This is a genomic window from Sinobaca sp. SA16-1, from assembly GCF_059510515.1.
In genome coordinates this window covers 241,427-255,653 of the sequence record NZ_JCAKFL010000003.1, presented here as the reverse complement: position 1 = coordinate 255,653, position 14,227 = coordinate 241,427, and the positions used below count along the sequence as shown (strand labels likewise).

Below are 14,227 nucleotides of genomic sequence, written 5' to 3'. Positions count from 1 at the left end.
AAGAAGCTGCCTTTTAAAGAGGCAGCTTCTTTAATCGAACATATACGATTTGGAGTGGTAGCGGATGCTCATAATCATCCCGAGTGCAAACATTGTTGCAATAACGGAGCTGCCTCCATAGCTTAACAGAGGGAGCGTGAAGCCCGTGACAGGAAGCAGTCCGAGGCTCATCCCGATGTTCTGGAAAATCTGAAAGGCAAGCATACCGATAAACCCGGCGCACAGGTATTTACCAAACGCATGATTGGAGCGGAAAGCGATCATTAAAATTTGATACAAAAGTACAAAGTATAAAGTAATCACCATAGCTCCACCGAGAAAGCCATGCATAGAACCGATAACTGCAAAAATAAAATCGGTATGCGCCTCCGGGATGTAAATGGAATCATCCGTTGTTCCGAGCAGCTGCCCCGCACCAATGGCCGTTAATGCCCTCACTGTCTGAAAACCTTCATCTGCATATTCAAACGGGTTCAGCCAGCCGTTAATACGGTTCACCTGATATTGATCCATGAGAGCAAATAACGTAGCATCGAGAACAGCAGGTATTTGAAAGAATAAAAAGATAAATACAGCAAATCCTACTAGAGGAACGCCAATCAATACACTGACGATTTTATAGGAAATTCCTGAAACAACCATCAACGCAATAAAGATGGCTGCAATCAGCATGACGCTTCCCATATCCGGTTGTCTTGCCAGAAGAAGCACAACGGGAAGAATAGGCAGGATCATTTTTCCAAGCAGTTGAAAATCTGTTTTTAAAGAAGAGTTGTCTTTAAACCGCTGATTGTGCCGGTAGATAATAGCACTAAGCGTAATAATCAATATAATCCGCATCAGCTCAGATGGCTGAACCGACCCGATAACAGGCAGCGTAAACCAGCTGACGGCTCCATTGGTTAATGGTGCAATCATTTCATTAGGGCCGATAATATCCAGAGCCAGAAGCAGAAACAGACCAAACCCATAAAGAACCCAATGCATATTCAAGTAATATTCATAATCAAAATGAACAACAGCAAAAGCAACAGCAAAGGCCATAAGAAAAAATATTCCCTGTCTGATATAAAAATTAGTGTCATACTGGCCCATCTGCTGGGCAAAATAAATATAAAAACAACTAATGACTGCAAACAAAAACAGTACAAAAAACATGTTAATATCATACTGCTTTTCAGTTGAAGGATAATTTCCGTTCAATCTTCATCACCATATCCTTTTAAATTAATTATATTGCAGAACCGCTGATATATAATATACTCTTCTCTATACTAACAGTACAGCCTTTTCCATTTAAATGAATGTTTCAGTAAAGAAGGCCGGCGGCATCCGTACCAAACGCCGCTGTTTGTCACGCATGCCACTTGTATGAAAATGGAAGAAATGTGATTGTCCTGCGCATGATAACCGTGTACTATGAAATAAGAAAAGCTATACATAATCCAGGAGGAACTCTATGACTTCTTTGACTCCACGCTCCAATGAACGTATCGTATCGCTCGATATTATCCGCGGTTTCGCTCTTTTTGGAATTTTGTTAGCCAATATGGCTTTTTTTAAATCCCCGGCTTTGCAGCTGCAGAGTTTTCCGGGCACGGAGTCGCTGCTGCCTTTAAGCCGAATGGATGAGTGGTTCCAATTTCTTATAAACTGGCTGGTCGTCGGTAAGTTTTACCCAATGTTTTCTTTTTTATTCGGTCTCGGCGCCTATATTTTTTATACCCGCCTTGCAGAAAAAAGATTACAGCCTGTCCCTTATTTTCTCAGGCGGTTTGGCTTTTTATTAATACTCGGCCTCGTTCACTTTATTTTCATCTGGTCCGGTGACATCCTTCACACGTATGCCGTTGCTGGATTTCTCCTTCTTTATTTTCTGAAAGCCTCGGCTAAAACGCTTCTAGTATGGGGGATTTCCCTGATTGTTGTTTCTGCTGTCTTTTTAACCGCACTCCTTACGCTCAGTTATACTTTATCGGCTGATTATTTATCAAGCGGTGCTGCCGTGGAAAGGGCGCAGACCGATATTGCCGGCGCAGAAACCGTATACAGTACAGGAAGCTATTTGGAGCTATTAGGCTTTCGCATGGCCAATGAACTTCCTCTTATTCTCAGTAATATATTTTTTACCGTACCTTCTATTCTTGGCTTGTTTCTTATTGGGTTTTATTTCGCTAAAAAACAATTATTCCATAGCTCTCCGGCTGCCACGGGCTTTTGGAAAAAATTGTGTCTGGCCGGCCTGGGAGCCGGACTTCCTTTAACCTTTATGTATGCCTATCTTAACAGCTCTTATTCTTCTTTTCCTGCATGGACGACAGAGTCTTTTGGAGAAGGAATAAACTACATCGGAGGCCCGCTTTTAATGCTTGGCTATGTAGCAAGTATTGTACTGCTTGTGCGGAACGAATCATTTAAACGCCTGCTGTTTCCAATAGCCCTGGTCGGCCGGATGGCGCTGACGAACTATCTCCTGCAGTCTATTGTCTGTGCCTTTATCTTTTATGGATTCGGCCTGCAGCTATTCGGAACCGTTACTGTATCTACGGGAATTCTAATCGTTTTAATTATATACACAGCCCAGGTTATTTTAACATTCTTCTGGTTTCTGGCTTTCAGCCAGGGGCCTCTGGAAAACTTATGGAGACGCTGGGTCTACCGCTGATGCGGTTAATTCAAAGCGGGAGCCTTCAAAGGAGGGCTCCCGCTTTTTTATTATTTCTTTTTTTCTTTATACTCCGACTACTTTTTGAATGGCTTCCATTACGCGGTCCGCCTGAAATGGCTTCACGATAAAATCTTTAGCGCCTGCCTGAATGGCATCAATAACCATCGACTGCTGTCCCATCGCAGAACACATAATAATGTTGGCGTCACTGTGTCTGCTTTTAATTTCTTTCAACGCCGTAATGCCATCTTTTTCAGGCATCGTAATATCCATTGTTACCAGATCCGGTTTCAGCTCTTCATACATATCAACGGCTTCCTGTCCGTTGGCGGCTTCTCCTACTACGTCAAATTGATTTTTTACTAAAATATCCTTTATCATCATTCTCATAAAGGCGGCATCATCTACAACTAATACTGAAGACACATATATCCCTGCTTTCTTTTATTTAATTAATGGAGTAATCAGCTTATCCAAATCGAGCATTGTAATAAGCCGGCCTTCTATCATAATCACGCCATCTACGTATTCATTTTTTCTATGTCCCGAAGATTCCGGAGAAGCTTCCATGCTGCTTAAATCGATATCCATAACATCGTTAGCCCCGTCTACAATAAGCCCTGCTTCATATTCTTCCCGGACCAGCACGAGGATTCGGGTATGTTCATCCATTTCTTTAGCATCCAGCTGAAAAAGAGTTCTTACTTCAATCACAGGAGTAATAATACCGCGCAGGTTCATGACACCAACTATCGAAGGTGAAGCTCCGGGAATCCGGGTAATATTCTTTACCTTTTCAATCGATTGAATTCTGCGGACATCAATGGCAAATTCTTCTTCGTTCAGCTGAAATACGATTACTTTTGTTAATACTGCTTCTTGTGTATGTTCCAATTGTTCTGATGCCATTATTTCCTCCTTACGCAATCAACGTATTTACATCCACTATTAACGCTACGTTTCCATCTCCTAAAATAGTCGCGCCTGAAATAGAGGCTATATCTGGAAGGAATGGGCCTAACGATTTTAGGACAATATCCTGCTTGCCTATTAAATGATCAACCATGACAGCTGCTATCTTATCGCCTTTGTTGATGACTACAATGGAATGCTGGCTGTTTTCTTCGTGGGAGCCTGGAATGTTAAATACTTGATGCAGCGAAAGCAGCGGAATAATTCTGCCCCGGAAATCAATAACACGCTGGCCGTGGGAATGAAAAATATTGTCTTTCGTAATAATAGCCGTTTCTACAATCGAAGAAATCGGCACCGCATATTTTTCCGACCCTGCTTCCACGAGCATAACGTCCAGAATAGACAGTGTCAGCGGCAGCTGAATGGAAAACACAGATCCTTTTCCGTACTCGGAATCAACAGAAACAATCCCTCCAAGCGATTCAAACGTATTTCTTACTACATCGAGACCCACGCCCCGTCCCGAAATATCGGTTACTTCGGCAGCTGTGCTGAACCCGGAGGCAAACAGCAGACCGTATATATCCTGATCTGACTTTTTTTCTATATCCTCTGCGTTAATAATCCCTTTTGACAGCGCTATGTCTATTACTTTTTGCTTGTTAATACCTGCCCCGTCGTCTTCCATTTCAATCATAACATGGTTGCCGCTGTGGTAAGCACGCAGCGTTACCCTGCCGGTCTCCGGCTTGCCTGCCTGCTTGCGGACATCCGGTGTTTCAATCCCGTGATCGAGTGAATTGCGCAGCAGGTGTACGAGAGGATCTCCAATTTCATCAATGATTGTGCGGTCAAGCTCTGTCTCTGCACCGATAATTTCGAGCTCAATTTTTTTGCCGAGTTCTTTGGAAAGAGACCGGACCATACGTGGAAAACGGTTGAAAACATGCTCTACCGGCATCATTCGCATTGTAAGTATAATCGTCTGCAGGTCACCGGATATACGGGACATGTGTTCTACTGCATCAGTCAGCTCACTGTGCTTTAGTTCTGCTGACAGCTGCTCGAGTCTTCCTCTATCAATCACCAGCTCTTCAAATAAATTCATAAGCTTATCCAGGCGATCAGTGTTTACCCGCACGGTTTTCACCGCTTCGGTCTGGCGCTGCGGAACTTCCGTTTTGTTGGGTACGTCCGGTGTCCCGCCGGCAGGCTTCTGCTCATGTTCACCAGGTGTTCTTGAAGACACCTCTGAATGTTGTTGTTCTTTCTTTACAACCTGTCCATGAACATTTGTCACTTCCGAGACATTGGCAATTTGGGACTGCAGGCTTTCGGGATCTTCTTTTGTAACGAGTGTTACCGTAAACTCGTTATCAAATGCCTCCGCTTCCAGATCAGCCATAGCCGGCTGGCAGTTAATTACTTCGCCGGCTTTTTCTACTATGCCAAACACCATAAATACGCGTGCTGCTTTCAGCATCGTCTGCTCATCGAGCGTTACGTTGAGACAGACTGCGTGGTATCCCTGTTCCTCGGACTCCTGAATCACTGCCCATTCGTACTGATCGTATTCGGGCACGGCCGGCGGCTTCAAGTAAGACGTTTCCGGAGTTGAAGTATCTTCGGCAACATCTCCTGTAAGGAGGGCCTCCAGCTTTGACACTGTGGCTTGTACGTTTTTAGTACCGTCTCCACCGCTGGATATGTCATTAATCATATACTCCAGATCATCCACTGATTCAAATACAACATCCAGAATAAGCGGCGTCACTGTAAGCTGATCGTTTCTAATCTGATCCAGAACGTTCTCCATCTGGTGAGTTAAATGAGCCAGATCTTCAAAGCCCATGGTAGCTGCCATACCTTTAAGTGTATGGGCTGACCGGAAAATTTCACTGATGAGTTCTTTACTGCTGTTATTTTTTTCAAGCTCCAGCAGGTGTGTATTTACAGCCTGCAGATGCTCCTGGCTTTCTTCAATAAATAACGTTAAATACTCTTTATTATCCACAGCTTCTCCCTTCTCCACATCTTCTATTTCATTGCTGCTTATGGAGTCCTTCCTACTAACTATCGGCATTCTCTATAGATTATTTAAGTATTTCTACCCCCTGTCCGTAGAAATTTACAGTGAAAATAATTAAAAACACACCTTCTTATGAAGGTGCGCCTTTATGCAGTGCTTTTTAATTCAGATCAAAATGCTGTCCGTTCTCTTCATAGACAATCCATTCGGCCAGGTTCGTGGCATAGTCGGCAATCCGTTCAATATATCTGCCGATAAATGCCAGCTGGGCGATATTTTCTATTTCATTCTGCTCAATCGACATCGCAAAAAGTCCGCGTACAAACGTTTTGTATTTGGCATCCACTTTATCATCCATGACTGCAATCTGCTGGGCTGTCATTAAATCTTTATGCTTGTAGGCAGACAGCGCCTGATCCAGCATAGAAATTGCAATAGAAGCCATTTCACGCATTTCTTCTATCTTCTGCTCCGGCTGTAAGACACTCATCCGTCTGGAGGCTTTTATAATATCAATCGTAAGATCTCCGACTCGTTCCAAATCACTCGATATTTTCAAAGCTACGATCGTTGTTCTTAAATCTGTAGCTACCGGCTGCTGCCGGGCAATCATAAGCGTCGCTTTATCGTGGATCTCCAGCTCTTTTTTATTAATGACTTTGTCATAATCTATAATATCCTGCAGCAGATGCCCCTTCCCTTTATCCAGAAGCTCCATAGTACGTTCAAACGTTTGGATAACTTCCTTGCCAAGGTTAAATACTTCATCCTGCAGGGAAGCCAGTTCTTGTTCGTACGTACCTCTTACACTCATCAGCTTTTCCTCCGTTCTTATCCGAAACGCCCGGATACATAATCTTCGGTCCGCTGATCCTGAGGAGAAGAGAAAATATTAGCGGTATCATCGTATTCCACGACTTCCCCATTTAAGAAAAAGGCGGTCCGGTCCGAAATTCTACCTGCCTGCTGCATATTGTGAGTCACAATAATGATGCTGTACTTCTTCTTTAATTCCTGAACAAGCTCTTCTATTTTTAATGTAGAAATAGGGTCCAGAGCAGAAGTCGGCTCGTCCATTAACAACACGTCTGGTTCAATGGCCAGGCAGCGTGCGATGCAGAGTCTCTGCTGCTGTCCGCCTGAAAGGCCAAACGCATTTTCTTTCAGCCTGTCTTTTACTTCATCCCATAAAGCAGCATCTTTTAAACTTCTCTCTACGATTTCATCAAGGACTTTCTTGTCTTTAATCCCGTGAATTCTCGGGCCGTACACCACATTTTCATAAATGGATTTTGGAAATGGATTCGGCTTTTGAAATACCATTCCTACTTTGGTTCTTAATTTTTCGACGCTGAATTTCTTGTTAAAAATATTGTTATCACGGTAGTAAACCTCACCTGATGTTTTTACAATCGGCACCATTTCTGTCAGACGGTTCAACGTTTTAATAAATGTTGATTTTCCGCAGCCGGAAGGTCCGATAATTGCGGTTACTGTTTTTTCGGGAATGTCGAGCGTGATATCTTTGAGTGCCTGATCTTTTCCATACCAGAGATTTAACTTATCAACTTTATAAACACTGCTTGTTTCTTTTTTCATCTGATTGGTTGAACGATTATCCTCAGTCTGAATCATAGTATCCCTCTTTTTTTCAGATTGCATTGTGGATCCCCCTTAGAATCTTTGTTGGAATTTATTTCGAATCCACACGGCGATGGAATTCATTAGTAAAAGCATAGCAAGCAGAACAATAATCCCTGCTGCTGCAATGAAATGGAACTCTTCCTGCGGTCTGCTCGTCCAGTTAAAGATCTGGATAGGCATAACGGTAAACTGTGAAAATACATTGTCTGGTAAAAATGCAATATACGTTAATGCGCCTATCATAATCAATGGTGCTGTTTCTCCTATAGCACGGGACAAGGCAAGAATGTTCCCTGTTAATATACCGGGCAGAGCCGCCGGGAATATTATCCGGAACATCGTCTGCCACTTTGTTGCTCCCATACCAAAAGATGCCTCTCTCATTTCTGACGGCACGGAACGAATCGCTTCCTGGGATGCTACTACAATTATAGGAAGAATAAGAAGCGCCATTGTAAGCCCGCCTGCCAGAACGCTGCGGCCCATGGAAAGTTCTCTTACGAAAATAGTCAGACCGAGCAGTCCAAATACGATAGAAGGAACACCTGCCAGGTTGGAAATATTCATTTGGATCAAAGCGGTAAACTTGTTTGTAGGTGCATACTCTTCCAAATAGACTGCCGTACCGACACCTAATATAAAAGCGACAGGCGCGGTAACGGCCATCATCCAGATCGTACCAATGATAGCAGCTTGAATCCCTGCTTCATCTGCGTTTCTTGAAGCAAAGGAAGTCATGAATTCCCAGTTCAAAAAGCCAATCCCCTGAGTGAATATCCGTACTAATAATATCAGCAGCATAAGAAGCGTGAATAGTACGGCTCCGAAAAAGATGCCTTTGAATATTTTATTTTTTAAATGCCGTTTTTTGTCATTTGAATTTTCTTTTACTTCAGGATAATTTTCTACAGTTGTAATGTCCTGTTCTGGTAGAGCCATTTAATAAACCTCCCTGAACCGCTTCGAAATAAAGTAGGCAATGACGTTCATCAGCAGGGTGAAAAGGAATAACGTCATACCAACAGCATAAATACTGTAGTAGGTAGTTGTTCCATAACCTACGTCTCCAAGGCTCACCTGTACAATATAAGCGGTCATTGTCTGAACAGCGCCAGTTATATCCATATTGGTTGTTGGATTCGCTCCACCGGCTACTGTGACAATCATTGTTTCTCCGATCGCTCGTGAAATGGCGAGTACGAAAGAAGCCAGAATACCGGACAGAGCTGCCGGTACGACAACTTTCATTGCTACCTCGAATTTTGTAGAGCCGAGCGCATAAGCGCCTTCTCTCATCGACCTTGGAACAGCACTCATCGCATCTTCAGAAAGGCTGGCTACCATAGGAATAATCATAATACCTACGACCAGTCCGGGACTGAGCGCATTGTATACTCCCAGTCCAGGAACAACATTCTGCAAAACCGGTGTAACAAATGTTAAAGCAAAGAATCCATATACGATCGTTGGAATCCCAGCCAATACTTCCAAAATAGGTTTAATCGTTCTGCGCGTTTTATCCGATGCATACTCACTCAGAAAAATGGCAGCTGCCAGTCCTACAGGGATGGCGATAATCATCGCAATAACAGCAATCATCAATGTACCGATAAGAAGCGGCCGGATACCGAAATCCGGTTCCGAAAATACCGGGTACCAGTCTGGACTTGTAACAAATTCTATGAAAGATACTTCTGTAAAAAAGGTAAATGTTTCTGATAATAATGTAACGACAATGCCAATAGTAGTTAAAATCGATATAACCGCGCAGGTTAGAAATAACTTAGGCATGATTATTTCAGCCGCATTAGTCAGTCCCCGATTAGAGGCTTTTTCTTCAATCTGCTGGCTGATCGACTTTTTTGGACGGTTTTCCATTATGATCCCCCTTGATCCCCTATACTCAATTCGTCTTTATAAAAAGGAGAAAAGCAAGACAGCGTCCGTCTCGCTTTCACCCGTTACATTGCCTTTTGGCTACTCTGCTGATGCAGCGGCTTCTTCAATCATCTGTGCATTTTCTTCATATTCCTCATCTGTCAGGTTGATATAGCCAACTTCCAAAGCAAGATCTCCTACGTTGTCATTAAGAAAGTTTACATATTCCAAAATGTGATCTTCCTGAAGCGATTCAGTTTTTATATACGTGTAAAGCGGACGAGACAACGGCTCATACGTACCATCGTTAATGGTTTCTTCTGTAGGCTCAATTGCACCGTCTCCGTTATCGATTGGTACAATTTTCAATGCGTCCTGGTTTTCTTCATAGTAAGCATATCCGAAGTAGGCAATCGCGTTCGGGCTTCCCTGTACACCGTTTACAAGCACGTTGTCATCCTCTGACAGCTGGGCATCACGGGAAATATCGCCGTCTTCCAGTACTTCTTCTACAAAATAATCAAATGTTCCGGAGTCAGTACCTGGGCTGAAACGCTCAATTGGCTCTTCCGGCCAGTCGGGATTAACATCATTCCATGTTTCTGCTTCTCCATCCGCGAAAATGGTTTGCAGCTCTTCTACTGTAAGAGATTCAATGAAATCATTTTCTTCACTTACCACTACGGACAATCCATCATAGGCAAGTTCAAGTTCAAGATAATCAACACCCTGCTCTTCAAGCTGAGCTGCTTCTTCATCGTCAATCGGTCTCGACGCATTACTTAAATCTGTTTCCCCGCCGATAAACCGTTCAAAGCCGCCACCGGATCCTGAAACACCAATCGGAGCGCGTACATCCGGATTTTCTGCTGTATATTCTTCAGAGACTGCTTCCATTATTGGAAATACGGTTGAAGATCCATCAATGGCGATTTCGTTATCTCCATCACCTGAAACCGGCTCCTGGCCTGCTTCTTCTTCACCGGAACCTGATGCTTCTTCACCAGCACCTGCTTCTTCCTCTTCTGTTTCTTCTCCGCCGCCTCCGCAGGCAGATACTGCCATAAGTCCTGCTAGTGATAAAGCCATCCAACCTTTTTTCATACGCATAATGTTTTTTCTCCCCTTTTTCTCTAATTGTCTAAGTAGTGTTCTAAAGCTGAGTACGGAGCGTTTTATTTCTCCTGCTCACAATTGTTAGTATAGAAGAGAATTGTTAAGCCAAAATAGGCGTATTGTAAAGATTATGTAAATGTGCTGCTTTTGCTGCCGGAAAATACCGTCTTAATAAGGTAAAAGCAAAAAAATACTGCCTGGATTTCTCCGGACAGTACGATTTTTATATGGTTGTATTCCAGCCTGAGGCTGCTAAATCGATTGGGCCGTCAAATACAGAAGCCGCTTCCTTCAAAAGCTGTTGATGATCTCCGAAATGAGGAAGATGGGTAAGTAGCAGCTTCTTCACCCCTGCCTGTAAAGCAATCCGGGCAGCTTCTACGCTGTTCATATGGCCCGGTCCTGATCCGTCCTGGCCGCTGTAGAGGCTGGCTTCCGCGATCAGCAGATCAACGCCTGCTGCCCAATCAGCCAGTTCGATGAAATAAGAAGTATCTGCTGTATAAAACAGGCTGCCGCTGCTCCCCTTGATTTTCATTGCAAAACACGGGACAGCATGCTGCACCTCATAAAACTGAAAGACAAAGGGACCGAGCGAAAGCGGTTTGTTTTCTTCATATGCCTCCGCCTGCACGATATTTTTGTAGGAAAGTCCTGCGAAACCATTATGGTCCAGCGTATGGCCGACAACCCTTACCGGCTTTGCCGGGGTTTTCAGAATATGCGGCTGCAGCAGCCGGAAGTAATGGAAGGCCCCTATATCACTTATGTGGTCATTATGATAATGAGAAAGCACAACCGCATCTATGTGTTCGAGCTGTATATACCGCTGTACATTGGAAACAACACCGCTGCCGCAGTCAATTAATACGCTGTACCCATCTTCTTCAATCAGATACCCGGACGCAGCCTCTCCCGCTTCCGGATAAGCATGCCAGAATCCTACCACCGTTATTTTCATATACATTCCTCCCCAGCTATATAAAAAAGCACTGCCTCTATAATGATAGAGACAGCGCTTCTGCAATTATGCTTCTTTTACTACGATGCTTACCTGCTTGCGTTTTTTCCCGAGGCGCTCAAATTTCACTACGCCGTCGATCTTGGCAAACAATGTATCGTCGCCGCCGATTCCTACGTTCGTTCCTGGATAGATGCGGGTTCCGCGCTGGCGTACAAGGATAGAACCACCTGTTACGTACTGCCCGTCTCCACGCTTCGTACCAAGGCGCTTTGATTTGGAATCACGACCGTTCTTCGTACTACCTACACCTTTTTTCGATGCAAAAAACTGAAGATCTAATCTCAACATATGTCTTCACCTCCCGTGATCGGAAATGCTGATGTGCTCGCTGTAATCAGCGGCAATCGTTTGAAGAGAAACAATCATGCCTTCGAGCAGGAGCTGTGCTTCCGGTGAACTTTCATCCTCCGGGAGAATGCACTGCATAAATCCGCCGTTGTCTCCTAAATCAATTTCAAGTTCGGCTTCGCATAAAGCCGTGACTGCATTTACTGCTCCAAACGAAACAGCTGATGCGCCCGCACAGACTAAATCATATCCATAAGGACCAGATTCAGCATGGCCTGACATTAAAAAAGAATAGATGGATTGATCGTCTCTTCTATTGATCGTTACTTTTATCATATCGGTCCTAACCTAAAGATCGATTTTGTCGATAACTACTTTAGTATAAGGCTGACGGTGTCCCTGCTTACGACGGTAGTTCTTTCTTTTCTTGAACTTATAGACGATGATTTTTTTGGCGCGGCCATGCTTTTCGACCTTGCCTGTAACTGTAGCGCCCTCAATAAATGGAGCTCCTACTTTTGCATCATCACCGCTGACAAATACTACATTTCCAAATGTTACAGAATTTCCAGCTTCCGCATCCAGCTTCTCAATGTAGATTTCCTGTCCTTCTTCTACTTTAATCTGCTTTCCGCCTGTTTCAATAATTGCGTACATACTTTGCACCTCCTGTTATACTAAGACTCGCCACTTTAGGTGCCTGAACGGACTTGAAAACCTAGTCATGTGCGGTTGTAGTTTGGGTGCTAATCCAAACGACTAACTATGAAATAATACCATAGAGTAAAGGACAGTGTCAATTCTTCCTTTGCCTTTCTTTCTGCCTTGCTGCCGCCTCTTCTGCGGTTCCGGCAAATCCTATTTCCGGACGCACACCCTGGACGCTTTGAATCCATATGGAAAAAGGAAAAAGCTGTTTCCAATAGTCACGAAGATGGCGTCCCTTTTCATCCAGCCACTCTGCTGCATGGGAGGGGAGTAAAAGCAGAACAGCTTCCGACTCGACTTCCCTGTATTCATACAACAGCCGTTCCGCTTCATACACAATGGTTTCTGCTTTTTTTATTTTCCCGCTTCCATGACAGTCCCGGCATGGTTCAAACAGCCGGTCATGCAGACTGCGGGCAGTTTTCTTTCTGGTCATTTCCAGCAGACCGATCCGGCTGATGCCGAGGACATTTGTAAGAGCCCGATCGATTTTCAACGCCTGCTTTAAACAATCGGTTACTTCCTCTTTATCCTCGGTTCGTTTCATATCTATAAAATCAATAACAATAATGCCTGCAATATCACGGAGCCTCAACTCTTTCGCAATTATTTTGGCGGCTTCCAGATTCGTCTGCTTTATCGTTTCAGCTACATTTGTTTTCCCTGTAAAACGAGCCGTATTTACATCAATAACGGTAAGAGCTTCGGTTTTATCTATCTTCAGCGAAGCCCCATTTTTCAGCCATACGTGATCGAGAAGGAGCCGCTCCAGCGGTTTATCCAGCTTTTCATAGCTGAATACATTTTCACGCCCACGGTACGTAACCATCTTTTTTGTATCTTTTTCTTCATAGCGGAGAAGACGCCGGATTCGTCCGGCTTCTTCTGCATTATCCACTACAATCCGCGAGAGCTGGGAAGCTGGATAATCTTTCAGCAGCTTTTCTGCCAGGCCGCTTCCTTTTTTTAAAAGACCCGGCTGCTTCGCACGCACTGTCGTTCTCTCCAGAGCCGCCCACTCCTCTTTGAGCAGCATAATATCCGATTTCACAGCGTCCCATGTACTCGAAGCGGCATTGGTGCGGATAACCACACCCTCCTGCTGCTCCATTACTTCAGCGGCTTTTGTGCGCCATGCTTCTCTTTCGGCTTCCGGCTGAATTTTTTTAGAAACAGCAATATAGCTTCCGTTTGGCATAAACACACTGTATTTTCCGGCGAACGAGAGATTTTCGGTTAACCTGGCTCCCTTTTCCCCAAACTCTTCTTTTTCCGCCTGGACGATAATAAGCTGGCCTTCTGTAATAAATTCATTTATGCTTCGCTTTTCTTTTCGTGCGTAAGGCTCTTCCAGCCGGCGGTAGGAGAGCAGTTCGTCTCTATAAAGAAAGCCGTTTTTCTCCCGTCCGATATCTACGAAAGCCGCCTGCATGCCCTGCACGACATTTTTTACACGCCCTATGTAAATATCCCCTGCCGTTTTCGTTTCATCCGGCTGTTCAATATGCACTTCTGTCAGCTCCCCGTCTTCAAGAAGAGCTGCCCTTTTTTCCGACGTAGCCGTATTAAAAATTAGTTCTTTCATTGCGTCATTCCTCCTTTTTGCCGTTGGAGTGCCTCCAACAAAAAAACCCCCGTATTGGCGGGAGTCCAGCTACAGCTTTCTGTTTTTTGCTTTTTCATACAAAAGTGTCAGCTGCGTTGTATATTTTTTCCAGTCGTCATTCTCAATTGAACCGGATTTGTATATTTTTTCCGTAAGCTGGCTCGCTTTCTTTTTTTCTTCAGGAGAAAGCAGATCAATAACAGCCATAGGTAACGTCTCCTTTATTGATTCATTCGCGGGACTTCAGTGTACTTTCCTCTTCTCTAAGTATACCATAACCCGGCATTAGTATAGCGCAGTTTGCCTGGGAAGAACGGCTGTCATGAAAAAGAGCCCCACGCCGGGGACTCT

The 14,227-nt window shown here is 44.1% G+C and carries 16 protein-coding genes and 1 other annotated feature; of the genes, 1 reads left to right on the top strand and 15 read right to left on the bottom strand.

Features of this window, described 5'->3' with window-relative positions; all coding sequences use genetic code 11:
- Window positions 1-30: 30 nt before the first annotated feature.
- On the bottom strand, window positions 31-1,203 hold the full coding sequence (locus AC5W2J_RS09220; protein WP_496059177.1) for an FtsW/RodA/SpoVE family cell cycle protein: 1,173 nt from the start codon (window positions 1,201-1,203) through the stop codon (window positions 31-33).
- A gap of 256 nt (window positions 1,204-1,459) precedes the next feature.
- Between AC5W2J_RS09220 and AC5W2J_RS09215 the strand changes: the two genes are divergently transcribed.
- Window positions 1,460-2,665, top strand: coding sequence for a DUF418 domain-containing protein (locus AC5W2J_RS09215; RefSeq protein WP_496059176.1), 1,206 nt, complete (start codon window positions 1,460-1,462; stop codon window positions 2,663-2,665).
- A 66-nt stretch (window positions 2,666-2,731) separates the two neighbouring features.
- On the opposite strand, the gene AC5W2J_RS09210 is transcribed toward AC5W2J_RS09215, so the two are convergent.
- The 14 genes from AC5W2J_RS09210 to AC5W2J_RS09145 form a co-directional block, all read right to left on the bottom strand.
- Window positions 2,732-3,094, bottom strand: a complete 363-nt coding sequence (locus tag AC5W2J_RS09210; protein WP_496059175.1) for a response regulator — start codon at window positions 3,092-3,094, stop codon at window positions 2,732-2,734.
- An 18-nt stretch (window positions 3,095-3,112) separates the two neighbouring features.
- Window positions 3,113-3,577, bottom strand: a complete 465-nt coding sequence (locus AC5W2J_RS09205) for a chemotaxis protein CheW (protein WP_496059174.1) — start codon at window positions 3,575-3,577, stop codon at window positions 3,113-3,115.
- Window positions 3,578-3,587: 10 nt separating this feature from the next.
- On the bottom strand, window positions 3,588-5,597 hold the full coding sequence (locus AC5W2J_RS09200; protein ID WP_496059652.1) for a chemotaxis protein CheW: 2,010 nt from the start codon (window positions 5,595-5,597) through the stop codon (window positions 3,588-3,590).
- A 175-nt stretch (window positions 5,598-5,772) separates the two neighbouring features.
- Entirely contained in the window at window positions 5,773-6,426 is a 654-nt protein-coding gene (phoU, locus tag AC5W2J_RS09195; protein WP_496059173.1) for a phosphate signaling complex protein PhoU, read from the bottom strand.
- Window positions 6,427-6,443: 17 nt separating this feature from the next.
- Entirely contained in the window at window positions 6,444-7,211 is a 768-nt protein-coding gene (pstB, locus tag AC5W2J_RS09190) for a phosphate ABC transporter ATP-binding protein PstB (protein ID WP_496059651.1), read from the bottom strand.
- A 75-nt stretch (window positions 7,212-7,286) separates the two neighbouring features.
- The gene (pstA, locus tag AC5W2J_RS09185) at window positions 7,287-8,195 is read right to left on the bottom strand and encodes a phosphate ABC transporter permease PstA (protein ID WP_496059172.1); all 909 of its coding nucleotides are present in this window, start codon (window positions 8,193-8,195) and stop codon (window positions 7,287-7,289) included.
- Window positions 8,196-9,140 carry a phosphate ABC transporter permease subunit PstC gene (gene pstC, locus AC5W2J_RS09180; protein WP_496059650.1) on the bottom strand — a complete coding sequence of 315 codons (945 nt, stop codon included), beginning with the start codon at window positions 9,138-9,140 and terminating at the stop codon, window positions 8,196-8,198.
- 93 nt (window positions 9,141-9,233) lie between these two features.
- The gene (locus AC5W2J_RS09175) at window positions 9,234-10,238 is read right to left on the bottom strand and encodes a PstS family phosphate ABC transporter substrate-binding protein (protein WP_496059171.1); all 1,005 of its coding nucleotides are present in this window, start codon (window positions 10,236-10,238) and stop codon (window positions 9,234-9,236) included.
- A 235-nt stretch (window positions 10,239-10,473) separates the two neighbouring features.
- The gene (locus AC5W2J_RS09170; protein WP_496059170.1) at window positions 10,474-11,211 is read right to left on the bottom strand and encodes an MBL fold metallo-hydrolase; all 738 of its coding nucleotides are present in this window, start codon (window positions 11,209-11,211) and stop codon (window positions 10,474-10,476) included.
- 66 nt (window positions 11,212-11,277) lie between these two features.
- Window positions 11,278-11,562 (bottom strand): 50S ribosomal protein L27, encoded by a 285-nt coding sequence (rpmA, locus tag AC5W2J_RS09165; protein WP_496059169.1) that lies wholly within the window; start codon window positions 11,560-11,562, stop codon window positions 11,278-11,280.
- A gap of 6 nt (window positions 11,563-11,568) precedes the next feature.
- Window positions 11,569-11,898: a ribosomal-processing cysteine protease Prp gene (locus AC5W2J_RS09160; protein WP_496059168.1), complete on the bottom strand. Its 330-nt coding sequence runs from the start codon at window positions 11,896-11,898 to the stop codon at window positions 11,569-11,571.
- A 12-nt stretch (window positions 11,899-11,910) separates the two neighbouring features.
- Entirely contained in the window at window positions 11,911-12,219 is a 309-nt protein-coding gene (rplU, locus tag AC5W2J_RS09155) for a 50S ribosomal protein L21 (RefSeq protein ID WP_496059167.1), read from the bottom strand.
- A 13-nt stretch (window positions 12,220-12,232) separates the two neighbouring features.
- Window positions 12,233-12,306 (bottom strand) — a sequence feature (ribosomal protein L21 leader region).
- Window positions 12,307-12,358: 52 nt separating this feature from the next.
- On the bottom strand, window positions 12,359-13,855 hold the full coding sequence (locus AC5W2J_RS09150; protein ID WP_496059166.1) for an Rne/Rng family ribonuclease: 1,497 nt from the start codon (window positions 13,853-13,855) through the stop codon (window positions 12,359-12,361).
- A gap of 69 nt (window positions 13,856-13,924) precedes the next feature.
- Window positions 13,925-14,083, bottom strand: a complete 159-nt coding sequence (locus AC5W2J_RS09145) for a hypothetical protein (RefSeq protein ID WP_496059165.1) — start codon at window positions 14,081-14,083, stop codon at window positions 13,925-13,927.
- Window positions 14,084-14,227 lie beyond the last annotated feature (144 nt).

Bases quoted from the DNA above. Each gene is read 5' to 3' on its own strand.
- AC5W2J_RS09150 (WP_496059166.1), bottom strand. From the start codon at position 13,855: ATGAAAGAACTAATTTTTAATACGGCTACGTCGGAAAAAAGGGCAGCT.
- AC5W2J_RS09145 (WP_496059165.1), bottom strand. From the start codon at position 14,083: ATGGCTGTTATTGATCTGCTTTCTCCTGAAGAAAAAAAGAAAGCGAGC.
- pstB (WP_496059651.1), bottom strand. From the start codon at position 7,211: ATGAAAAAAGAAACAAGCAGTGTTTATAAAGTTGATAAGTTAAATCTC.
- AC5W2J_RS09215 (WP_496059176.1), top strand. From the start codon at position 1,460: ATGACTTCTTTGACTCCACGCTCCAATGAACGTATCGTATCGCTCGAT.
- phoU (WP_496059173.1), bottom strand. From the start codon at position 6,426: ATGAGTGTAAGAGGTACGTACGAACAAGAACTGGCTTCCCTGCAGGAT.
- AC5W2J_RS09175 (WP_496059171.1), bottom strand. From the start codon at position 10,238: ATGAAAAAAGGTTGGATGGCTTTATCACTAGCAGGACTTATGGCAGTA.
- rplU (WP_496059167.1), bottom strand. From the start codon at position 12,219: ATGTACGCAATTATTGAAACAGGCGGAAAGCAGATTAAAGTAGAAGAA.
- rpmA (WP_496059169.1), bottom strand. From the start codon at position 11,562: ATGTTGAGATTAGATCTTCAGTTTTTTGCATCGAAAAAAGGTGTAGGT.
- AC5W2J_RS09205 (WP_496059174.1), bottom strand. From the start codon at position 3,577: ATGGCATCAGAACAATTGGAACATACACAAGAAGCAGTATTAACAAAA.
- pstA (WP_496059172.1), bottom strand. From the start codon at position 8,195: ATGGCTCTACCAGAACAGGACATTACAACTGTAGAAAATTATCCTGAA.
- AC5W2J_RS09170 (WP_496059170.1), bottom strand. From the start codon at position 11,211: ATGAAAATAACGGTGGTAGGATTCTGGCATGCTTATCCGGAAGCGGGA.
- AC5W2J_RS09160 (WP_496059168.1), bottom strand. From the start codon at position 11,898: ATGATAAAAGTAACGATCAATAGAAGAGACGATCAATCCATCTATTCT.